Origin of the sequence: Gimesia fumaroli (genome assembly GCF_007754425.1) — a bacterium.
Lineage (GTDB): Bacteria > Planctomycetota > Planctomycetia > Planctomycetales > Planctomycetaceae > Gimesia > Gimesia fumaroli.
The window spans coordinates 1,703,627-1,725,118 of record NZ_CP037452.1; the positions used below are offsets into that span (position 1 = coordinate 1,703,627).

Here is a 21,492-nt window from a genome sequence, read left to right on the forward strand (position 1 = left end):
GTTGATCTAAACGGCGGCTTTGTGCTCGTAGGAGTGGCTGTCTTGAATGATCAGCTGATTGCGGCCTTTTTTCTGAGACTTTGCTAAAGCATGAGAACCGCGTTCCAGTACCAGTTCGGCAGAGTCACCGGGAACACAATTAATATAAGCGAGGCTGGCGGTCACGACGACTTCCGGGCTGGTGGCTTCCAGACGAAAGTGGTGATGGCGAATGGCTTCGCGGATGTTTTCTGCATTGGCCTGGCCTTCATCGAGCGAATAGCCGGGGAACAGGATTGCCAGTGTGTCGGATTTCCAGACACAGATCACGTCTTCATCTCTAATTTTGTGTAACACCAGTCGCGAGATCGTTTTCATGAACTTGACCGGAGCCATAATTCCGAATCGTTCTTTGAGTTGGTCATACTGATTTATCTGGACGAGTAGTAAGCCACAGGTCTGCTCACTTGAAGTGCTTCCCAGCAGCAGCATTTCCATGTTGGCTTCAAACGCGGATGTATCGGGGAGTTTTAAATGGACATGTTCCGGCTCGAGAGCCCATTGCATCGCTGGGAATTTCTGTTTTTTCTTTTTGTCTGTTTTTGATTCTATTTTGGCTTGGTCCTGATCTGAATTCTTTCGATCTACCAATCGTGTGATAAGTTCCAGCAGGTTGGAACGTTTTTTATTCAGTTCACTGGATTGCTCATTGGTCAGCACCATTCCAGGGAATTTTTCAAGCATGCTGCAGGCAGCCTGGGCGGTATCTAATGCTTCTTTTACATGTTGATAACAACCCTGGATATGCTTTTTGGCACGGCGGAGATGCCGTGCAGGTGCAGTTTTGCCGAAAAAATAGCCAGCCGTAAAACCAAGGCTGACGGCAATGAGAAGTCCCGCTCCAAATAAAATCAGCACATCATTTGTGAGGGAAATCATAGATACTAAGAGGGTTGTCATCATGATTCTCTTCCTGACTGGGAAGGATAGTTCTCTCGCCCAAAGGAGATGAAGTTTTTGTTATTGGGTAAATGTGTTGTCAGAAATGACATTGATGTAGCGCTTTGAACAGCTCCACCATAGATGAAGCTTAGTGCGCAGATGGGAGGAATGTTTCCTACAATTCGACTTCAGAGCGAAATCTCAGTCAAGGAATGTAGGGATTATTCTGATTGTTCCGCGCAGGGATTTACAGAAGCATCGCAGACCGGGTTTGAAGGCAGATGAAACTGCGGTGTATTATTTCCGCTCGCTGGCTTCCGTGGGGCCTGCCTGAACCGGAGCGGGCTTTGGTTCCAGGAATTCGAGACTGAGCACGATGTCGGTGTCTCGATTGCCCAGTTGTTCAACCAGTTTTTCGTCGACTGTAAAGACAAAAGAGATCTGTTTGCCTGTTGGTGCTGTGCAGAGGTAATAAATCCATTGCACGGGAATTTCATTCGCTTTACCGGCTACTGTGACGCGATGAATGTATCGACCATCTTTGGGAGAGAGGTTTTCCGCTTTAAGAATCTTGATTAATTGATCACCCAGTGAAGTACGAATGTCTTGTTGGAACTGTTCTTCGGGCGTGTGTTCGCCTGCTTTTACAGCCGGGATCTTTGAGATATTGGCCTGGGCAATCAGGCTGCCTTTATCCAGTAATCGCAGGACGGCGACCTGTCCGGTCTGATGAAAAACATACCAGTCTCTTGGCAGTAAGAGGCGGACATCCCAGGGGGGCTCGAAGCTCAGGTACTTTGCTTCCGGTTTCGTTTCAAGTGGGATCGAAGCGAGTACTTCATCGGTAAGGGGCCCCGGTGCTGGTGCCAGTTTGCGGTCCCAGTTGACATGTGCAGTCACTTTCATACCCGGACTGACAGAGCCGACAGACCGCTTTTCTTTCTGCTCCAACTCCAGATGGCTGATGAAGTTTTGGTCTAAACGAAACTGAATTTTCCCTGTTACCGAAATTTCTGTTTGCGCACCGACAGTGGCACCTTCGATACTCCCTTGAAAGCTGATGACGGCCAGATCGCCTTCGACCGACTCCAGTTTGCAGGTCAATTCTGATTTGAGGACGGCTTCAAGTCCTGTTAACGACTGGATGACCCAGCGATCGGGAGTCCAGGCTTCGCCGACTTCGACATCAGATTGTGGCAGGAGTGCGATTACGGGCAGGCTGTCTCCCGGTGAGTTCAGCAACTCCAGTTCGGACGGCATCAGGGGGCTTGTAGGAGAGTGCAGAGAGAGGCCTTCCGTTTTGCCTTCCGCCACAATCATACGGTGTTTGTCTCTTCCGCGAGCAAATGTTTTTTGTCCCTGCACGTCAATGTTGGCCGTTGCCGATTCATAGTAACGCAGAGATCGGAGTGCTTCAGCGTCGCGTCCGGTTCCTGGGAGTCTGCGTTCCAGGTATTGTAGCTTGCCTTCCACATTCAGCGTCAGTGATCTGGCTTTGCCCGATTTGATTGCCGTTTCGAGTTGACCTTCCACGTTGATTGTGGAGTCCACGTTAAAGGTGCGAGAGTCTTGAATGGGTTCTCTGAATTCATAAGTTTCCGCATCCGCTGATTTCAGATCTGAAATCAGATTGACCGCCAACAGCGAAATGAGGAAACACAAAATCCGTGAGGGAATCGCAGCACTCAATGAAAACATTCGGAAGGCTCCGTAAATCAAGCGTCCATACTGATTGGAGAATGTTAGAAGGAAATTTACTCGTTTACCGCAACTTTAGTCTGGTGAGCCATTTCGCGTGATGTTGCCAGGATTCCAGCCACATCCAGACCCAGGTCGACCAGTAATTCGCTCCGGTTGCCATGTTCAATGTATCGGTCCGGAATCCCCAGTCGTTTGAGGTGACTGGTATTCAGGCCTGCCTCATTGGCTGATTCCAGAACCGCTGAACCAAAACCGCCACAGAGTGTACCTTCTTCAACGGTAATCACAAAGCCCGATTCCTGAATCGCCCGATGAATGACCTCGGCATCGATGGGTTTGGCAAAACGGGCGTTGATGACGCCAACATCAAGGCCTTCTTCCCGGAGTTGCTCGGCGACCTGGATACAATTGGTGAACAGGGAACCAAATGCGATGAGCATGCCATCCTTGCCCCAGACATAGACTTCCGATTTGCCCAATTCCACGGGAGCGACCTTGCGTTCGACCGAATCTGCGGGGGCTTTCGGGTAGCGCAGGGCTGTGGGGCCGTCATAATTCAGGGAGAATTCGAGCATCGGTTCGACATCTCGGGCATCCCCGGGGGACATCATCACGATATTGGGGAAGCAGCGCATATAAGTATTGTCAAACGCGCCGTGGTGTGTGGGACCGTCTTCTCCGGCAATTCCTGCCCGATCCATACAGAAGGTAACGGGAAGGTTTTGTAGTGAGACTTCCTGGAAAATATGGTCGAAGCTACGTTGCAGGAACGTGCTGTAGATATCAACAATCGGCCTAAGACCCGCTTTTGCCATCCCCCCAGCGAAGGCGACAGCGTGTGCTTCACAGATGCCGGTATCAAAAAAACGATCCGGGAATCCATCACGGATTTTACCCAGTTTATTGCCGGCACACATGGCGGCAGTCAGGACCACGACCCGTTCGTTGTCTGTCATCGCCTGGAAGACAGCGCTGCTGACCACATCGGTGAATCCTTTGGATGCACTGCTGCCCGGTTTCTCGATGGGCACAATTTCGTTTTCTTCGTTTCGTTGGAAGGGAGCTGGTGCGTGGAAGGAGACTGGGTCGTTTGTAGCCGGTTCGAAACCGTGTCCTTTTTCGGTTAAGACGTGCAGCAATACAGGGCCTTTGATGTTTTTGATCATCTCCAGGTAGCCGGACAGTTCTTCAATATTATGACCGTCCACGGGGCCGATGTAGCGGAAGCCCATTTCTTCAAACAGCATCCCGCCATGCAGGAAACCTTTAACGGCTTCTTTGAAGCTGCCCAGCGTGTGTTCCATTGACTCGCCTACGACGGGAACTTTGTTCAATAACCAGGAGACATCTCGCTTTAAGCCATTGTAGAAGGGAGCAACGCGGGCTTTATCCAGATATTTTGCCAAGCCGCCGACGCGGGGACAGATTCCCATTTTGTTATCATTGAGAATAACGAGCACGTCTTTATTCAGGCCGGCTGCATTATTCATGGCTTCGAAGACAACGCCTGAGGGAAGGGCGCCGTCGCCGATTACAGCTACTGATTTACGTTCCGTTTCACCAGTCAGGTCGTCGCCCGCTTTCAAACCCAGGACGGTCGAAACGCTGGCACCCGCGTGACCGGTCATGAACAGGTCATATTCACTTTCTTCCGGATTGGGGTAACCCATCAATCCCCCTTTGCGACGGATTGTGGAAATCTGGGAGTAGCGACCTGTGAGTAATTTGTGGGGGTAGATTTGGTGCCCGGTATCCCAAATGAGTCGATCTTTTGAAAAGTCATAGGCGAGATGCAGGGCAATACAGAGTTCGACGACGCCGAGATTACTGGCAAAGTGGGCTGAGCGATCTTCCACGACCGTACATAAAACTTCACGAATCTCTGCAGCGAGGGTTTCGAGTTCACTCCCGGATAAAGCTTGCATATCAAGCGGTGACTTGATCCGTGGCAGTATTTCGATTTTCATCAGTGGTCTCGTTCCAATATAAAATGGGCCAGTTCTTCCAATCGTTGGCCGTGGCTCCCTAGTGGGGCGATCGAGAGGCACGCTTCGTCAATCAAATTTTTAGCGCGTTGGCGACTTTCTTCAACGCCAATCAGGGAGGGGTAGGTTAATTTACCGTGTTCGGCGTCTTTTCGCACGCCTTTTCCCATTTTTTCTTCATCACCGGTTAAATCAAGCAGATCATCGGTAATTTGAAATGCCAAACCTATGCAAGTGCCGTATCTTTCCAGCTTTTCCAGGGTTACAGCATCTGCACCTGCAATCCGGGCTCCCAGTGTGAGGGCACTGCAAATCAGTCGACCTGTTTTACGGCGGTGAATTGCTTCCAGTTGTTCCAGAGTCGAGTGTTCTCGATGCTCTGATTCTAAGTCTGCGACTTGTCCTCCTACCATTCCGGCGGCACCTGCGGCATTCGCCAGGTCAACACAACATTCAGCGGCACAAGACTTTGCAGCTATTTGTCCCGACATAATCTCAAAGGCGCGGGTTAACAAAGCGTCGCCAGCGAGAATCGCGTTGGCTTCTCCGAATTTGATATGATTTGTCGGCATTCCCCGACGGAGTTCGTCGTCATCCATGGCCGGTAAATCATCGTGAATCAGGGAGTATGTGTGCACCATTTCAATGGCACAGGCGGCTGGAAGTGCCTTTTCCTTTTCTCCACCACAGGCTTCACAGCTGAGTAGCACCAGAATCGGCCGCAGCCGTTTTCCCCCTGCGGAAAGGCTATAAGACATTGCTTCTCTAAGAATCGGGGGACAGTCAGCTGATTGATCGAGGGCATTGAGGAGGTGGCGATTGACCAGGGTCTGAAGTTCGCTCCAGGCTTCTTTAAAGGAAAGAGAATTATGACTCATTCAATCATGATCTTTGTTTGTAGTTGCAGATAAATCTCAGTCTGATTCAGTCGCTGTGGCCAGTAGCAGCCCGATTTCGCAGGCTTTCAGATATTCATCAATCATCAATGTTTCGTTTGTGGTGTGGATGTCCTGCTGGCCGCATCCGAGTGTGACAGTCGGAAATCCATGCGCGGCCATCCAGTTGGCGTCCAGCCCTCCATTGCCGATCGTTAACTCGGGAGTCCCTCCCTGTTTTTGAATGGCCTGTTTTGCGATTTGGACGGCAGGTTCTTCTTCCGAAAGTCGAAAGGAATCATATTTTAAATGTGATTCGAAAGAAATACTCCCGCGCTTTCCGAGACTGTTTTTCGTGGTTTTTGCAGAGTTTTGGAAGGCTTTTTTGAATTCATTCAGAATTTTCTGTCGAAAGCGGGGGTTGTGACTGCGTGCTTCGGCTTTGATGGTTAATTCCGGCATTACCACATTTGTTGCAGCTCCTCCTGAAAGGACACCAATATTGCTGGAACCGCGTTCCTTACCCTTGATGACCAGACCGTGCCAGCCATTCTCAACAAGGTCTTCAATGGCTTTGCCAGCGATGACGGCAGCGCTGACTCCCAGTTCCGGACTTGCGCCCGCATGGCTGGCGATGCCGGAGATATGAATCAGCATGCCGGAGTCACCGGTGGCCCCGATACAGACCGTATCTGCCAGCTTGCCGTCCCAGTTAAAGCACATTTTGGGTTTTCCCAGCTTTCCGATTGCCAGGTTTCGAACACCGACCAGGCCGATTTCTTCCTGAACCATCCAGCAGAAAGTAAGGGGAGGATGAGGCAGATCCTGCTCCAATATCGTGAGCAACGCATTCAAAATGACACTGCACCCACCCCTGTCGTCGGCTCCGAGTGCTGTCTCCTTGCTTTTGGAGTGAATTAAGTTTCCTTTTTTGACTGGCTCTGCGCCGACGCAAAGCGGGACGGTATCCATGTGGGCCATCAATAGACGTCGGGGGCCTCGCATCGTACCGGGTAATTTGACAATCAGGTTTCCTGTTTCGCCACCGATGGGACTTTTTTTATGAGTTGAGTCAAAGGCGATCTGTTTCTCGTTCAGGCAGGCCTTCCGGAGACGACCTACAATTTCCGCCGCGATCTTCCCTTCTTCCCCACTTTTGCCGGGAATGGCCATCAGATCGGTGACGAGTTGTAATGCCTGTTTGGAATTGACTTTAGAGGAAGCTGTTGGAGTGTGTGGACTCATGATGAGGCTTCAACCAGTAGGAGGTAAGTGAGAGATTTCAGGGACGAATGATGCAAGTTACGCTTTCAAGTAAGTTTTTTCAATGGGGTTAACCGTTCATGAGAAACCCGATTTAGGGGGCGTACAGACTCATATTGCTGTAAATCAGGATCAAAATTAGAATCCCGGCTGTTTTGTCGCTGAATTTCACGTACGGGTTCTGAGTACTCGGACTGAATCTTAACATCGGTATTCTGTAATTTGAAGATGATTCGTTCCCGCCTGCGCTGGCTCAAGCATTTAATGCTGGCATTGATTACGCTCATACTATTAGCAGTAGGGGGTGAGGTCGCGTTACGTATCGTCGAATATCGGCAGCAGGTATCAGTCAGCAACTACGATGAAGAAGGCTTCCTGATTCCTTCTGATGTGACCTATCATCGCATCCGGCCTTTACAGGAAGTCTCTCGAAAACATCCGGATACAGAAGAGTTGATTCAGTTTCAGATCAACAGTATGGGACTCAGAGGGAAAGAGTATACCATTCCCAAGCCGGCAGGCGTGTTTCGGATTCTCTGTCTGGGAGGCGAAACGGTACTTGCCCCCGAGATGAAAGACTCGGATACGTTTTGTGTGCGTCTGGAAAATCTGCTGCAAAAACAGACACAGTTAAAGGTGGAAGTGATCAATGCCGGGGTGCCTGATGCATGTCCGCTGATGTCCTATCTGCATTTAAGGCATTCCTTACTGGGGCTTCAGCCAGATTTGATTCTGTTCAATTTTGATATGTCTGATGTCGCTGACGATCATGCATTACGACGTTACACTCAGATTGGCGATTCGGGAGTTCCACTTGGTTCGATGCATCCGCTTTATGAGAAGATTAATGCACCGGAGCGTCTGGAAAGCCATTTTTTTGTGTATCGTTATACACTACGGTGGCTGGGAGACTACTGGGTGGAAAACCAGCCAGCGGGATTAGATCGGGATATTGATACGCCACAGGGGAAATACCTGTGGCTGGAAGATCATCCGCCTGACTGGTCTGTGTATGTCAGGCAGACTCTGGAACCGATTCAGAATATTCAGCAGGTGGCACAAGGAACTTACTCACGATTTATACTAGCCTCGTATCCCAAACCCTGGCAGGTTTCGGAGAGTGCAATGAACGGAGAGGCACGCAGTGCACTGGGAGTGCGAGACGGTGTTCGATACGCCAGTCGCTTTCCATTCGAACTGCTGGAGACCTATGCGAAGCAGTTGAACCTTTCGTACTGTGATACATCGCCTACGTTTCAAAGTATTCAGGACCCTGATCGATATTACCTGAACAGTGTTCCCCAGTTTTCCCGGGAAGGACATGCCTTGTATGCCCGGGAAATCGCCTTGTTTATTATGAAGGATGTTCCCGGCATCTGGTCAGATGCGGCGCCTGATTCCTCAACACAACCAGCACCCCAGCAGGCTCTGGTTCCAGTGCGCTGAACATGAGACAGTAGAGGACTCTCAGGTTTCTATCAGATATAATGGTCATACTGAAATGAGTGGTAAGTCAGAAACAGAGTTCAGAACAACGAGAATGATTCAGAGGGAGTGGAACGTAGGGTGAAAGCCCTCATTCAGGTTCAAGGTGTCAAATTCTTTGATTTTCAAAGAGGTTATGCTCAATCATGACATATCGTTATAGATGTTAAGAGATCTTCATATTTCAGTGTAGGACCAATATTCTGCCCTGTTTGTAAAACATTGTAAAATTCTATGAAATAAAGTGAGGTCCGTCAGGACTCGCAAATTGTTCGTAAAAATTCCTCTTCTTTTGAAATGAACTTCCGTCGAAAACAGGAAAGACTTTTATGGGTTCGTATGAAACAGCTTGTCGTTATTTTGATCAGGCTTCCCGCCAGGTCGGGTTATCGCGCAACATGCAGGACTTGTTGCGGACACCCGAACGCGAAGTGAAGGTTGAAGTTGCGATCGAGCGAGATAACGGAGAGATTGCGACCTATATCGGCTATCGCGTTCAACATGACAGTTCACGCGGTCCCATGAAAGGGGGGCTTCGTTTCCACCCCGAAGTCGACGCCGACGAAGTACTGGCGCTGGCTTCGCTGATGACATGGAAAACGGCTTTGGTGAATATTCCCTATGGTGGTGCCAAAGGGGGTATTTCAGTGAATGCCGGGCAGCTTTCTCCAGGAGAATTGGAACGGGTGACTCGCAAGTTCATTGATAAAATTTACGATGTGATAGGGCCATTGAAAGATATTCCGGCTCCCGACATGGGGACCAACGCGCAGGTCATGGCCTGGATTATGAATCAGTATGAAAAGTATCGTGGCTTCAATCCTGCCTGTGTCACTGGAAAACCTCTGGAATTACACGGTGCTGACGGACGCGAAGAAGCAACCGGGCGTGGCGTTGCTATGATTACGCGTGATACCCTGGATCATCTGAAGATTGATGTGCCAGGAGTAACGGTCGCCATTCAGGGGTTTGGAAACGTGGGGAGTTATGCAGCCCACTTTCTCGACGAATTCGGGGCCAAGATCGTTGCGGTTTCCGATGCCAGCGGCGGGATTTATAACGCAGACGGGATTAATATTCCCAAACTGATGGAATACACAAAAGACACCGGTGCTGTAAAAGGCTTCCAGGAAACGGAAGCCATCTCGAATGAAGAATTACTGACTTCGAATGTGACGGTCTTGATTCCGGCTGCATTGGGAGGCGTGCTCACCTCTGAAAATGCCCGTGAGATCAGGGCAAAATGCATTATCGAGGCTGCCAACAACCCGACAGAACCGGAAGCAGACGAGATTTTTGAGAAAAATGGCATCGTAGTCGTCCCCGATATTCTGGCGAATGCAGGTGGTGTCACCGTGAGTTACTTCGAATGGGTACAAAATCGGCAGCATTTTAGTTGGGAAAAATCCCGTGTTCGGTCCGAGTTAGATCGTATTATGAATGACAGCTTTGAATTGGTCTGGAAAATTGCCACCGATAAAAAGGTATCCTTGCGCGTTGCCGCCTATATTCTTGGGATTGGTCGCGTGGGACGGGCAACCGTTCTAGGAGGTATTTAAGACCTGACCCGAACTCCCTGCTCCTGTTCAATTCTGAAATTGATTGACAATTCCAAGTTTAACACCAAGCGCTTATGAGGTGATAAGATGCTATCAACTGAGCAACTGATCAATGACTGTGTCCTGTTCCAGTCGGTGACTCCCGACGAAATGGAAGAACTGCTTTCGACTTCGGAGTCGGAAGAGTTTTCAGAAGGAACGCGGATTCTGGATGAAGGGAATTCCACGCGTTATCTCTGGATCATCCAGAGTGGTTCCTGCGAAGTGCGTAAAAAGCTTTCGAATGGTAATGAGCAGGCTCTGGTCGAGTTAGGTCCGCTGTCGATTTTTGGTGAAATGTCCTTCTTCAAACCAGCTCCGCACTCGGCAAGTGTTGTGGCATTGACTGATGTCGAAACCGTACGCATTCCAGGGCGTGATTTTGACCAGATGCTTAAAAATGGGGCGCAAGGAGCACAAAAAGTCGTGTTTAATACGGTGCGGATCATGTCTGATCGGCTCCGAATGATGGATGAATGGACAGCCGATATGGTGGAGAGTTGTGGTTCCCGGAGTAAAAACGCCGAGTGGCACGATTTCCGGTCTAAGCTTTATTCTGAGTGGCAATTCTGAATTTTGATGCTGACTGCTGCTCGCTTGGCCTTAGTCATGAGCAAAACAGGGGCGATTTCCCGCTTCCGGGGATCCCGCGTTGACACATTCCCGCTGATATTTGATACTCCCCCATGAAATATCAGGTTGAATCACTAATCAGGGCGCTATTTTGGGGCGCACTTTCTGGTGACCGGTGTGTCTGGTAGAATAAAGAATTACTGTTTTGCGAAACCAAGCTGGAGAGAACGGGCGATCTGTCCCGTAGATGTTAAGAGAATCATGACTGAATTAGACCTGCCTCAATATACACAACTGCTGGCTCAGCAGGCGCGCGATGCTTCCCGTAAACTGGTTTCCGCCAGTGGGGATCAAAAAAATGCCTGGTTGCGCAGGATGATTGAATTGATTCGACAGCGCACGCCTGAATTATTGGAAGTCAACGCGAAAGATTTAGAGCAAGCTCCCACATACGGTCTGGCAGAAGCGTCCATTGATCGCCTGCGATTGACAGAGGCCCGACTGGAAGGGATCGCGACCGCACTGGAAGAAATTATTGCGCTGCCTAATCCCATTGGTGAAGTCATCGGGAGCAATATGCGGCCCAATGGTCTGTTGGTGACGCGTGTCCGCGTGCCTTTAGGGGTCGTTTTCTTTATTTATGAGTCACGGCCGAATGTGACCATCGACGCGGCGGCCCTGTGTGTCAAAAGCGGAAACGCCGTGATTTTGCGAGGCGGGAAAGAAGCATTTCACAGCAATATGGCTTTTTATGCTTTATTACAACAGGGATTAAAAGACGTTGGTCTTCCCGAGCAGGCAGTGCAACTGGTAGAGACAACAGACCGCGAAGCAGTCGGGCATTTTCTGAAGCTGAGTGAGTATATTGATGTGACGATTCCCCGTGGTGGAAAGGGATTGATCGAACGCGTGGCCCGTGATGCAACGATGCCTGTGATCAAGCACTTCGACGGAGTCTGTCATGTGTATCTCGATAAATCGGCTGAACTGGAACCGGCGAAGTCGATTACTGTGAATAGTAAGTGCCAGCGTCCGGGAGTCTGTAATGCAGCCGAAAGTCTGTTGGTACATACTGACCTGGTGGAAACCGTTTTTCCAGCCGTAGTACAGGCACTGGTTGAGCAGGGAGTTGAGCTCCGTTGCTGCCCTCGATCGCTCGAATTGGTCAGTGGAGGCAAGCCGGCGACGGAAGAGGATTATGCTACAGAATACGGGGCAAAGATTATGTCTGTCAAAATTGTGAACGACATGGACGAAGCCATCAGCCGGATTCATAAATACGGCTCCGGGCACACGGAATCGATCATCACGACGGAACTGGCAGCTGCGGAAAAGTTTACAACAGAAGTCGATTCCGCCGCTGTGATTGTCAACGCCAGTACGAGATTTAATGATGGGGGTGAGTTTGGGCTGGGAGCGGAAATCGGGATCAGTACCGATAAGTTCCATGCACGCGGCCCCTGTGGTTTGCACGAATTGACAAGTTACAAATATGTGGCCCACGGAGCAGGGCAGATCAGAGGATAGAACGTATTGGGTGATTCGAAATTCAGTGTGCGGGGCTGTCCCGGTTCTGAATTTGAATATTAGGGAGGCCAGGGATGGCAGACGTACTCAGTCAAAATGAAGTCGAGTCCTTATTATCGGCATTGGACCCCAGCGCGTCGAGTGGTGGAGGAACAAGTCGGCCTTCTACGCGCAATAACGATTTCAATTCCCAGATCAGCATTTACGACTTCAAACGCCCCGAACGTGTCAGTAAGGAACAGATGCGGGCCTTCCGGGCGCTGCATGAAAGTTTCAGTCGTGAATTTGGCGCTGCACTCAGTGGAATGCTCCGGTCGATTATCGAAGTGAAATTGATCAGTGTTGACCAGTTGACTTATAGCGAGTTTGTTTTCAGTCTTGAAAATCCCACCTGCTTCAACCTGCTGGAATCGGAAACCCTTGATGGGCATATCATTCTGGATATCAGCCCTTCCATTATTTTCCCGATCATTGATCGGCTCTTAGGGGGAGACGGAAACTCTCAGGGCGCTTATCCCAACCGGGCGTTGACCGAAATTGAAATTCGTCTCGTTTCCCGGATTACCGGGCTGGCGATTGAGGGGATTGAATCGGCGTGGAGTAACCTGTGTGACTGGAAACTGCGTGTCTCACAGGTCGAAAGTAATCCGCAGCTGGTGCAGATTGTGCCTCCCAACGAAGTGATTGTTTTAATTTCGTTCGAAGTCACTATGGGAGAAACCCGCGGCATAATTAACTTGTGTATTCCCTTCAATACGATTGAGCCTCTGTCAAATAAGCTGACGTCAGATACCTGGTCAGCCTATAAGAAGAAGTCTCCTGATATGCGGCAGCAGTTGAATCTGGAAGCCAGTGTCTCGAAATCCAAAATCAGCCTGAAGGTGGACCTGGACAACAGCAAACTGACTGCCGGAGAAGTTCTCAATCTGGCGGTTGGGGATGTGATCATGTGCAATAAGGGGAGTGCGCAAAGTTTGACTGTCGAACTGGAAGGCTCTCCCGTGTTTACCGCTTATCCTGGTGTCTATAAAGGACATAAAGCAATCAGCATTGAAAAAATGCTGGCGATTCCCAAAGATATTATTGAAGCACGGGTTAAAAATGCAGAGATGGCAGAGGCTTAAGTCTGAGGCTGCTTGGCTGCTTTGGTTTTGAGAGTCGCTTTTCAGGAACGCACAGGGGGTTTTCTACAGTTTGTGAAGCTTCGGTGTTGAGAGTCAAATGGGGCAAAGGGCTGTGTTGTGAATGAGAAAACCCGGTTTTAAGCCGATCTGCCATTTTTTCTGGGAAGACCCTCGGTTTTTAGTCTCGTTTCGGTAGAAATAATGGACTAAGGCTGATTATACTGCGCGATCAACTTTCATCATAATATCAGTACGGACTGTTTGTATGAACATGTCCCCTCTGTTGGTTGACGAAGCATTCATTTGTTGAATGAAGAGAATATTGATATTGTACCCCAGGGTTTGCGATCTGAATCTCTGTTTTCACAGAGGCGACTGCTGCCTCTGCATCGTTTACGAAGAGTGAAAATATAATGCCTAAGCAAAAGACACATAAAGGAATGAAGAAGCGGTTCAAGATTACTGCTTCTGGTAAAGCCAAGCACAGAAAAGCCTATCGTGGTCACATTCTCAGCAAGAAAAGCCCTAAGCGAAAAATTCGTCTTCGAGGTGATGGAGTTGTGACAGGTGCTGAGGCAAAATTGATTGTGAATGCACTGCGTTCCAGTTCGTAACATCCCCGCCGATCCCGTATGCCTGAGTAGGGGATATCAATCCAGACGGAATCAAAAATTAACTTCTCAGTTGGAAAGTAGTCATGAGAGTTCGAAAAGGTTCAGCTCGACGTCGAGCAAAGAAGAGACTGTTTAAAGAAGTACGTGGGAATGTTGGCGGTCGTAGCAAGTTGTTGCGAACCGCAAAAGAAACCCTGGTTCGTTCACGGGTTTATGCCTATCGTGACCGTCGCGTACGTAAACGTGAATTCCGGGCGCTCTGGGTGACTCGCATCACCGCGGCCTGTCGTGAACGGGGTACAAACTACTCTCAATTCATTAATGGTCTGACCAAAGCAGGGATCACGCTGAATCGTAAGTCTCTCAGTGAGCTGGCGATTTCTCAGCCTCAGATCTTCGATGAGATCGTGAAAGCTGCTCAAGCTGCATTAGCGGCGTAAGGCCTTGCAGCCTTAGTTGGTGAATCAAATAAAAGCCCGGTTTGTTATGATCAGACAAATCGGGCTTTTTTTATGCCCACGGGAGCGGGAATTGCGTGCGGAATGCCAATATTCACACTGATTAACACGACTAAAAAAATTGCCGTACGACTTTTGTACTGATTCTGATATATTTCGCTTCAAATAGAAATCGAGGGGGGATCAGTGAGTTTCCCATTCATGGAGGCGGGGAGCGAATGTCAAACTATGTTGAATTGGAGTCAGCAGATGCGGGGCCGTTTCGTTGCCGGGGAATTGCTGCGATCTGCATGTTCGGCACACTGGCGTTGATGGCGTGCACTGGATTTCAACAGGTTGTTCCCGCACCCTTGGTATTCGAAGAGCAATCACAGAAGATTCTCGAAATTGTGCCCATGGGAACGCAAAAAGAGCAGGCGATCCAGCGGTTGAATGCAGCGGGGATTTCAGGAGGGTTTTCATCAAGCCCTTCGATCTATTATTGTGATCTCTGGGAACGCGAGGATGGAAGTCGCTGGCACTTGAATGTTGCCTTACTCTTCAATGAAGCAGGGACGCTTTATAAGACGCGTCCTGCCCAGGCAGACGTTTCCTGGCAAAGTACTACGGATTCAGCGGATAAGACGAAGGCCGCGCGCCAATAGGTTTTGCAGAGACCTCTCAGCTGTCAACCGGATCGGCCGGTTTTTCGAGTAGTTGGATGTGTCCGTGACAGAACTTGCAGGAGGCGACCGTTCCCAGGTATTTGTGTGCGATGCGTAATTCTTCGCGGCAATGCGGGCAGTTTGTGTAAAAGCCAAATGACTTAGTTTGTTTCGATCGAAGACTCAGGGAAATCGGAGTCTGGCAGAACTTGCAACTGACTTTTTTGCCGAGGTATTTTTTGTGTACCCGTAATTCTTTTTTGCAGTCAGGGCATTGGAAGTAAAAGCCAACCGGGTAGGCATCACAGTGAACGGAGAGTTCCTTGAGTGGGTGAAATGCAGGGATTTCGACAGTGTCGTGCTCCAGGTCGTCATTCAGCAATGCACGACAGGTTTGGCAATGAACCAGATTTGCAGGCATGTCCTCCCCGCATTGAGGGCAGGGACCACCGGGCCAGGCGGGCATAATCAATCCTTCTCTAGAAAATCAGTCGATGAAATATTGAGTGGATTGAGAGGGCCCGATCTCGATCCAAGCGATCTGTAATGCCCGCCGTGAGTGGTTGCCCTCTTGGGTAAACGCGAGGGAACACCTCATGGTGGCATCGTTTGATTATAGCAGCGCTTTAAATGGTTATGAATCACATTCTGGCGAAGTGTCTCAGGAATTTAGTCAAAAAATTACTTCTGAGCATCCAGGCAATACAGGTTTTTGAAGGTTCTCAGGAACATTTGGCCGTTGGCCACAACGACGGTGGCGTGACTGGGATCATCGAGTTTGACTTTCCCATGCGATTTGAATTTGGGAGAAGCATCAATCATGGCAACCTGACCGTTTTCATCAATGCAGTACAGGATACCGTTGATGCAGACGGGGGAGCTGCTGTAGCCGCCATCGACGCGTTCGGTCCAGACATTCTTCTGGGTTGCCAGATCAACACAGCTGACGACACCACTGTCGCCCCAGAGATAGAGGTGCCCTTCATAGACAACCGGTGTGGGGACATAAGGCAGCTTGGTAGAACGCTGATACTTGATATGGGTTTCTTTGATATTTCCTGATCCGGTAGGATCGACGCCGTAGAGCAGCTTGCCTCTTCCTCCGCCGCCACAGGTGGCAAAGATCAGGCCTTCACCGTAGACAGGCGACGAAACGGTTCGCATTGGGAATTCTCCCGTGGTCCAGTTGACCTTTCCTGTTTCCGGGTCGAGACTGCTGACTCCGGTGGCACCGCTGACACAGATCAGCTGTGGCCCGGTGTTAGGGTGGTCGATAATGATGGGAGTTGCATAGGACGTTCTGCGTACAGCCCGGTCTGCCTGCCAGACAGTTTTTCCGGTCAGCTTGTTAAAGGCAGTAACAGAACTGGGACCCTGCTGGTCATTTGTGGCGATCACCAGGTTTTTATAGATCATGGGGGAACTACCGTGTCCGTGCTGGCTGGTGAATGATCCCAGGTTGCGTTCCCAGATTTTGTTTCCTTTGAGATCGTAGGCGATCAGCAGGTAAGTTTCTTCGTCTGCAAATTCCACATAAACGTGTTCGCCATCTGTGGCTGGTGTGCTGGAAGCCCAGCTTCCTTTGCGGTGTTTATGGCTTTTTTTCAGTTCCGTTCCGCGTCTCCACTTTTCCTGGCCGGTTTTCGGGTCGATACAGAACAGGTAGCGGGTTTCTCCTTCACCGAGGGCGGAGGTCACAAACAGATTATCGCCCCAGATGGAGGGGGACGAATGGCCTAAGCCGGGAAGTTCTTTTTTCCAGGCATAGTCTTTGTCGGTCCATTTCAACGGGAACCCTTTTTCACTGGAAATCCCGGAACCGTCAATCCCGCGAAAGCGAGGCCAGTTCTCAGCCTGTAATGTTGTCAAGGCGGATAAGCAGAGACAAATACCAAGGACCGTCCGCAGAGGAGTAATGAAATTACGGGCGAAAATAAATCTAGGCATGGGAAGTTCTCTTTACAGGCAGGAAGATGTTGATGTTTCACGCGTTTCGCTTGATGAATTCTTATTTTAGCTTGACGAATTTTATGTTCTGGTGCAAGTTAATTGAATATAATAATTACTGGGGTTATCGTAAGTAAATAGGGCGTACTGATTTCGGCATTGTTTTCGAGGCGGGTGCCTAACCTTTTCTTAACCGGGGATCAAGTTCACTGAATTTCGTCAGTGGAGCGTTTCCTGCTGAATATTCTATGCATAATTCTGATCAACAAAATCCAAATGGTGCCTCGTCGGTCGCTTATCTGATCATTCAAGAACTGGATGAGCGGGGAAAGGTCTATCGTCTGGTAGATCGCCAGGTAACGACGATTGGCCGTGCGCCGACCAACCGGATTGTTCTGGATGATGAGGTTTGCAGCCGTAATCACTGTGAGATTTTTTACAGTGACTCGGCTTGGGTCATTCGTGACCTGGGGAGCCGTAACGGGACACTTGTGCAAGGTTTGCCTATTGCGCAAGATCATGAGCTTCAGGAAGGGGACGTGATTGAGATCGGGGACAGCGAAGCAATCTTCACGTTTGATGTAGCTCGTTTTTCGTCCCGGGCGACCTCAGCCGGTTCGGCTGAAGAGTTGGAGAGTGAAACGATCGGTGTGGGGCAGCAGTCCAGTTGGGAAGAGTTTAACGTTCCGGAGATCATCCAGCGTAAGAGTCATACACGCTTTCATACTCCGCCACCTTCCTCCCAGATTGATCGGGATCGCACGAGTCGTGAATTAGGACGACTCTACCGCCTGGCATTGGATATGGGAAATACCCAGTCCGAGAAGGAGCTCTCACAGATCGTCTTAAATGGTCTGTTTGAGGGGACGAGTGCAGATATTGGAGCGATTTTATACTTTGATCCAGCTAGGCATGAAGCGCGGAAGCCGGAAAACCTGAAGGTGATCGCGTTTCAGTCGGTCGATGAAATGCCTTATCAGAAGCCATCCGATTTTCTGTCTCAGATGGTGTTCGACGAAGGTGATGCGATTCTGGCGCACAATATTTCAGAGGACAGCAAGCTTTCCACCCGGGACAGTCTGGGGAAGATTCATGCCCAGAGTGTGATCTGTGCCCCGCTCCGTAACAAACAGGGGGTGGCGGGGCTGATTCATCTGTATTCGACCAATCCTGATAATCCGCTGGATTCTGATGATCTGGAGTTCACGCTGGCTCTAGCCGACCAGCTGGCTATTTCTTTTCAAAACCTGAATGAGAAAAAGAAGCTGTCTGACGGTCTGGCCCGGATGGAGGGGGAGAACAAGGCACTGCGTGAGCAGTTGGAGCTGGAGAGTGAACTGGTCGGCAGTAGTCCGAGCATGATCGCGATGAAAGAGCAGATCCTGCGAATTGCTCCGACCGATGCGAGTGTATTGATTCGTGGCGAGAGTGGCGTGGGTAAGGAGCTGGTGGCCCGTGCGATTCACTTTAACAGCCAACGAAAGAAGCAGCCTTTCGTCTGTATGAACTGTGCGGCACTTAGTGAAGGGCTGCTGGAAAGTGAACTATTCGGGCATGAGAAGGGGGCTTTCACAGGAGCGACCAGCCAGAAGCCTGGTAAATTCGAGCAGTCGCACCGGGGAACTCTGTTTCTGGATGAAGTCGGAGAGATGTCTCTAGGCGTTCAGGCGAAGTTTCTGCGCGTTCTGGAAGGGCATTCGTTCGAGCGGGTCGGTGGCAGTGTTTCGATTGACGTTGATGTACGGGTTGTCGCTGCCACGAATCGCGATATGGAAAAAGCCGTGGCCAAAGGGACGTTTCGTCAGGATTTGTATTTTCGATTACATGTGGTGGAAATCAGTGTAGATCCATTACGCGTTCGGGCAGAAGATATTCTGTTATTAGCCAACTATTTTCTGAATCGATTTGTGACGAAAACCGGACGGCCGATTCGCGGTTTCACTCAAGAAGCCAAAGACCTACTGGAATCGTATCATTGGCCCGGGAATGTCCGTGAATTACAGAATACGATCGAACGAGCATTTATTTTGTGTACGGGCGATATCATAGATGCATCGGATATTCAACTTTCCGCGGTGGGGATGGAAAGCGACCCCAAATGCGTTTTACCAGCGGCTCAGGCTGGTTTTCGGGATGTCTCTCTCGAAGTGATCGAGCAGGAGCATATTCTGGCGGTGTTGGATAATACCAACTGGAACAAATCAAAGTCTGCTCAGATTCTGGGAATCGAGCGTTCGACTCTGGATCGCAAATTGAAACGCTATGGAATTAATCGTCCCTGAGAGACTGGCTAGAATCGAGTCCTAACGGGCTGTCTGGGGTTTTGATTCATCAAAATCCAGCAAATTTCGCCGAACTGAGGTCTTTCATCTCCAAGTCGGGGGGTTGATACCTGCTCAGAGATTCGATTTCAAAGTAGTTTGCAAAAATGTCAAAAATCTTGTTGACATTTTACCATAAAAACTAAAGAATTGTCCTAGAAACAGGGGATACCTATTAGGTGTCCTTGCTTGCGGCTTTGAGCCGTAACCCTAATGAACTGGGATGTTTTTTAACTACAAAATTTTAGAAGAGTTTCCCACCTGAAAAAAACTTCCCACACCCTTGGAGGGTGTTGCTTTCAATCTCCCAAATAACGCAATGGACGCGTACGCTACGAGCGATTGAATTTCTCGGTTTGGTAGAGATGACTGATTGTTTTGTTCCACGTAGAAGGTTTGTCCACGCATATGGTATGGTGGAAGGCCTGGACTTAGTTATTGTTGTTGGAGAAAGAAGAAGAGAATGTCGGCATTTTTGATGGGTTCGAATGACGTTGGTAATCTTTCATACGAGCTTGAAGATGATCAGTCACTGGTCAGCTACGAAGATGGTGAGTTCCAGGAGTTTTCTGAAGATGGGTATGATCCCAACTTCGATGCTTTATTCGGTGAAGAAGAGTACCGAGAAATGGGAATCAATCCAGACGAAGCAACTCAGGCGAAGCCCGGGTCAGAACAGAAAGTTCTGATGCTGGCTGCTCGTTACGCTGCCGGTCTTCCCCTGTGGAATAATAGTGACTGCTATGATCACGGTCCGGGAGAAAATCTCCTGCAGGGACTGCTTGCTTAAAATCATCGATCTCGCTGCGTCTTTTCCACGAGGCGAGTCGTTATGTTTTCTATAAAAAAGAGTCTTCAGAATTATATCTGAAGACTCTTTTTTTGCGCCTGAGAGTTCTGTTACGGTGTGTTGGCTCCTATCTCGGCAGCAGGTTAACTGCGCTGTTTCTATTTCAAGAATGGTTTTTTAGCTTCAAAACCAGATTGAAAGCATGATGCGTTCGAATGAAAAAATTGAATCAATCCTAGTCACAAGGTATATACATCGCTACAATATATGGAGGTTTTCCACTTAAGTCTAAAGGATCTCAGCAAGTTTTTTTTATCATTTGATAATGAATATTCGTTGTGGTCGTTTGAAGACACGGCTTTGAATGTCCTACCACCTGAAAGCTGGGCTCGTTCCAGCGATACAATCCTGAGTGAATATATCTCCATCCCCATTTTTTCAAGAGTGGTTCTGCGACCAGTCACTGGTATGCAGGATGTTAATACAGAGATTCAATTGATCTTTCCTTCAGTGCGTAAATTCCATCCCCTGGAATTGCACTAATCTCAGTCCAACCAAATCTATTCGTATCTATGATTTTTATTGATCTAGGAGTTTAAGATGTACCAACGAAAACGTGGTTTTACCCTGATTGAATTACTGGTGGTGATCGCCATCATCGCAATTTTGATAGCACTATTGTTACCTGCTGTGCAACAGGCTCGCGAAGCAGCACGTCGGAGCACCTGTAAAAATAGTCTGAAACAGATCGGAGTTGCGTTACATAACTATCTCGAGACCCATTCCACTTTCCCTCCCGGAATCACGAGAGCACCACAGCACCCCTATGCCGGAGTAAGTGGTTGGAACACGGGGAAGGTCTTATGGTCAGCATTTATCCTGCCTTTTATGGATCAGGGACCGCTCTACAATAAGATTGATTTCTCAATGCCTGACCCGGGAAGACACGCTAATAACGCAGACGTGCGGAATGTTGAATTGCCTGTTTACCGCTGTCCCAGCGACCCGGGTGGGAAAGGGACGACAGGTTCTTCCAGTGGTCCCAGTAATTATACGGGGTGTGTCGGAAACAGCCCGCTTGGCTCCGTCTCTGGTGGCGGCAGTACCTATAAAAATAATGGGACCTCAGTCTTTTTTACTGACAGTAAAACAAAGATCCGTGATATTACTGATGGAACTTCCAACACAATGATGGTTTCCGAGTTACTGGTTGGTTCTGAATACGTCAACTACGGAAATGTCAGTACGGGAGGTATTTTAGATGATTGTAGTGCGTCTGGAAGTACTGGAAAGCTACGAGGTCAATCATGGTTTTATGGAGATGCTTCAATTCGCTGGGCTTACTTGACTGTGTTTCCTCCTAATACGAAAGCCGCTTGTCGAACCTATCAGGAGTATGCCAATGCTTCTCCTGCCAGTCAGCATGTCGGCGGTGTGCATATTCTGCTCTGTGATGGCGCGGTTCGATTTGTATCTGATAACATCCATCTGAAAACATGGCAGGACCTCGGTCACAAATCAGATGATAACGTACTGGGAGAATTCTGATTCGGACGAAATTCCTGCTGGAAAAGATCGAAGCGCTGCGCTCAGGTCTGAAGCCGTTCCCGCAGTCGGTTCGCTGATCGGCTGCGTTTCTCATAGTGTAGTTACTTTTATGGAAAAG

At 49.2% G+C, this 21,492-nt stretch carries 18 protein-coding genes; 11 read left to right on the forward strand and 7 right to left on the reverse strand.

The window, feature by feature from the left end; genetic code table 11:
• Positions 1-6: 6 nt before the first annotated feature.
• The 5 genes from Enr17x_RS06535 to Enr17x_RS06555 all read right to left on the reverse strand — a co-directional run bounded on the left by Enr17x_RS06535 (position 7) and on the right by Enr17x_RS06555 (position 6,727).
• Entirely contained in the window at positions 7-942 is a 936-nt protein-coding gene (locus Enr17x_RS06535) for a GGDEF domain-containing protein (RefSeq protein WP_145307013.1), read from the reverse strand.
• A gap of 276 nt (positions 943-1,218) precedes the next feature.
• Positions 1,219-2,619, reverse strand: coding sequence for a hypothetical protein (locus Enr17x_RS06540; protein WP_145307015.1), 1,401 nt, complete (start codon positions 2,617-2,619; stop codon positions 1,219-1,221).
• 56 nt (positions 2,620-2,675) lie between these two features.
• Positions 2,676-4,589: a 1-deoxy-D-xylulose-5-phosphate synthase gene (dxs, locus tag Enr17x_RS06545; protein ID WP_145307018.1), complete on the reverse strand. Its 1,914-nt coding sequence runs from the start codon at positions 4,587-4,589 to the stop codon at positions 2,676-2,678.
• Positions 4,589-5,485 (reverse strand): polyprenyl synthetase family protein, encoded by an 897-nt coding sequence (locus tag Enr17x_RS06550; RefSeq protein WP_145307020.1) that lies wholly within the window; start codon positions 5,483-5,485, stop codon positions 4,589-4,591. The genes dxs and Enr17x_RS06550 overlap by 1 nt, the downstream gene beginning before the upstream one ends.
• Before the next feature lie 36 nt (positions 5,486-5,521).
• On the reverse strand, positions 5,522-6,727 hold the full coding sequence (locus tag Enr17x_RS06555; RefSeq protein WP_145307022.1) for a M20/M25/M40 family metallo-hydrolase: 1,206 nt from the start codon (positions 6,725-6,727) through the stop codon (positions 5,522-5,524).
• 246 nt (positions 6,728-6,973) lie between these two features.
• On the opposite strand from Enr17x_RS06555, the gene Enr17x_RS06560 reads away from it, so the two are divergent.
• The 8 genes from Enr17x_RS06560 (at position 6,974) to Enr17x_RS06595 (ending at position 14,768) form a co-directional block, all read left to right on the forward strand.
• Complete coding sequence (locus Enr17x_RS06560) at positions 6,974-8,191, forward strand: SGNH/GDSL hydrolase family protein (protein WP_145307023.1); 1,218 nt, start codon at positions 6,974-6,976, stop codon at positions 8,189-8,191.
• A 368-nt stretch (positions 8,192-8,559) separates the two neighbouring features.
• Entirely contained in the window at positions 8,560-9,789 is a 1,230-nt protein-coding gene (locus Enr17x_RS06565) for a Glu/Leu/Phe/Val family dehydrogenase (protein WP_145307024.1), read from the forward strand.
• An 87-nt stretch (positions 9,790-9,876) separates the two neighbouring features.
• Positions 9,877-10,401: a Crp/Fnr family transcriptional regulator gene (locus Enr17x_RS06570; protein WP_145307025.1), complete on the forward strand. Its 525-nt coding sequence runs from the start codon at positions 9,877-9,879 to the stop codon at positions 10,399-10,401.
• Between the two features lie 261 nt (positions 10,402-10,662).
• Positions 10,663-11,928: a glutamate-5-semialdehyde dehydrogenase gene (locus Enr17x_RS06575; protein ID WP_145307026.1), complete on the forward strand. Its 1,266-nt coding sequence runs from the start codon at positions 10,663-10,665 to the stop codon at positions 11,926-11,928.
• 74 nt (positions 11,929-12,002) lie between these two features.
• Positions 12,003-13,052, forward strand: a complete 1,050-nt coding sequence (gene fliM / locus Enr17x_RS06580) for a flagellar motor switch protein FliM (RefSeq protein ID WP_145307030.1) — start codon at positions 12,003-12,005, stop codon at positions 13,050-13,052.
• Between the two features lie 413 nt (positions 13,053-13,465).
• Positions 13,466-13,666 (forward strand): 50S ribosomal protein L35, encoded by a 201-nt coding sequence (rpmI, locus tag Enr17x_RS06585; RefSeq protein ID WP_145307032.1) that lies wholly within the window; start codon positions 13,466-13,468, stop codon positions 13,664-13,666.
• Between the two features lie 83 nt (positions 13,667-13,749).
• Positions 13,750-14,106: a 50S ribosomal protein L20 gene (rplT, locus tag Enr17x_RS06590; RefSeq protein WP_145307034.1), complete on the forward strand. Its 357-nt coding sequence runs from the start codon at positions 13,750-13,752 to the stop codon at positions 14,104-14,106.
• 236 nt (positions 14,107-14,342) lie between these two features.
• Positions 14,343-14,768, forward strand: coding sequence for a hypothetical protein (locus Enr17x_RS06595; protein WP_145307036.1), 426 nt, complete (start codon positions 14,343-14,345; stop codon positions 14,766-14,768).
• Between the two features lie 16 nt (positions 14,769-14,784).
• On the opposite strand, the gene Enr17x_RS06600 is transcribed toward Enr17x_RS06595, so the two are convergent.
• Together Enr17x_RS06600 and Enr17x_RS06605 are read right to left on the reverse strand one after the other, a co-directional pair.
• Positions 14,785-15,234 carry a hypothetical protein gene (locus tag Enr17x_RS06600; protein ID WP_145307038.1) on the reverse strand — a complete coding sequence of 150 codons (450 nt, stop codon included), beginning with the start codon at positions 15,232-15,234 and terminating at the stop codon, positions 14,785-14,787.
• 215 nt (positions 15,235-15,449) lie between these two features.
• Positions 15,450-16,715 (reverse strand): PQQ-like beta-propeller repeat protein, encoded by a 1,266-nt coding sequence (locus Enr17x_RS06605; RefSeq protein ID WP_145307040.1) that lies wholly within the window; start codon positions 16,713-16,715, stop codon positions 15,450-15,452.
• A gap of 248 nt (positions 16,716-16,963) precedes the next feature.
• Between Enr17x_RS06605 and Enr17x_RS06610 the strand changes: the two genes are divergently transcribed.
• The 3 genes from Enr17x_RS06610 (at position 16,964) to Enr17x_RS06620 (ending at position 21,374) form a co-directional block, all read left to right on the forward strand.
• On the forward strand, positions 16,964-18,997 hold the full coding sequence (locus Enr17x_RS06610; protein WP_145307047.1) for a sigma 54-interacting transcriptional regulator: 2,034 nt from the start codon (positions 16,964-16,966) through the stop codon (positions 18,995-18,997).
• Positions 18,998-19,499: 502 nt separating this feature from the next.
• Positions 19,500-19,826 (forward strand): hypothetical protein, encoded by a 327-nt coding sequence (locus Enr17x_RS06615; protein ID WP_145307049.1) that lies wholly within the window; start codon positions 19,500-19,502, stop codon positions 19,824-19,826.
• A gap of 600 nt (positions 19,827-20,426) precedes the next feature.
• Positions 20,427-21,374: a DUF1559 domain-containing protein gene (locus tag Enr17x_RS06620; RefSeq protein WP_145307051.1), complete on the forward strand. Its 948-nt coding sequence runs from the start codon at positions 20,427-20,429 to the stop codon at positions 21,372-21,374.
• Positions 21,375-21,492 lie beyond the last annotated feature (118 nt).

Bases quoted from the DNA above. Each gene is read 5' to 3' on its own strand.
- Enr17x_RS06620 (WP_145307051.1), top strand. From the start codon at position 20,427: ATGTACCAACGAAAACGTGGTTTTACCCTGATTGAATTACTGGTGGTG.
- dxs (WP_145307018.1), bottom strand. From the start codon at position 4,589: ATGAAAATCGAAATACTGCCACGGATCAAGTCACCGCTTGATATGCAA.
- Enr17x_RS06535 (WP_145307013.1), bottom strand. From the start codon at position 942: ATGATGACAACCCTCTTAGTATCTATGATTTCCCTCACAAATGATGTG.
- rplT (WP_145307034.1), top strand. From the start codon at position 13,750: ATGAGAGTTCGAAAAGGTTCAGCTCGACGTCGAGCAAAGAAGAGACTG.
- fliM (WP_145307030.1), top strand. From the start codon at position 12,003: ATGGCAGACGTACTCAGTCAAAATGAAGTCGAGTCCTTATTATCGGCA.
- Enr17x_RS06615 (WP_145307049.1), top strand. From the start codon at position 19,500: ATGTCGGCATTTTTGATGGGTTCGAATGACGTTGGTAATCTTTCATAC.
- Enr17x_RS06570 (WP_145307025.1), top strand. From the start codon at position 9,877: ATGCTATCAACTGAGCAACTGATCAATGACTGTGTCCTGTTCCAGTCG.
- Enr17x_RS06605 (WP_145307040.1), bottom strand. From the start codon at position 16,715: ATGCCTAGATTTATTTTCGCCCGTAATTTCATTACTCCTCTGCGGACG.
- Enr17x_RS06560 (WP_145307023.1), top strand. From the start codon at position 6,974: ATGATTCGTTCCCGCCTGCGCTGGCTCAAGCATTTAATGCTGGCATTG.
- Enr17x_RS06550 (WP_145307020.1), bottom strand. From the start codon at position 5,485: ATGAGTCATAATTCTCTTTCCTTTAAAGAAGCCTGGAGCGAACTTCAG.
- Enr17x_RS06540 (WP_145307015.1), bottom strand. From the start codon at position 2,619: ATGTTTTCATTGAGTGCTGCGATTCCCTCACGGATTTTGTGTTTCCTC.
- Enr17x_RS06555 (WP_145307022.1), bottom strand. From the start codon at position 6,727: ATGAGTCCACACACTCCAACAGCTTCCTCTAAAGTCAATTCCAAACAG.
- Enr17x_RS06595 (WP_145307036.1), top strand. From the start codon at position 14,343: ATGTCAAACTATGTTGAATTGGAGTCAGCAGATGCGGGGCCGTTTCGT.
- Enr17x_RS06575 (WP_145307026.1), top strand. From the start codon at position 10,663: ATGACTGAATTAGACCTGCCTCAATATACACAACTGCTGGCTCAGCAG.
- Enr17x_RS06565 (WP_145307024.1), top strand. From the start codon at position 8,560: ATGGGTTCGTATGAAACAGCTTGTCGTTATTTTGATCAGGCTTCCCGC.
- Enr17x_RS06610 (WP_145307047.1), top strand. From the start codon at position 16,964: ATGCATAATTCTGATCAACAAAATCCAAATGGTGCCTCGTCGGTCGCT.
- rpmI (WP_145307032.1), top strand. From the start codon at position 13,466: ATGCCTAAGCAAAAGACACATAAAGGAATGAAGAAGCGGTTCAAGATT.
- Enr17x_RS06600 (WP_145307038.1), bottom strand. From the start codon at position 15,234: ATGCCCGCCTGGCCCGGTGGTCCCTGCCCTCAATGCGGGGAGGACATG.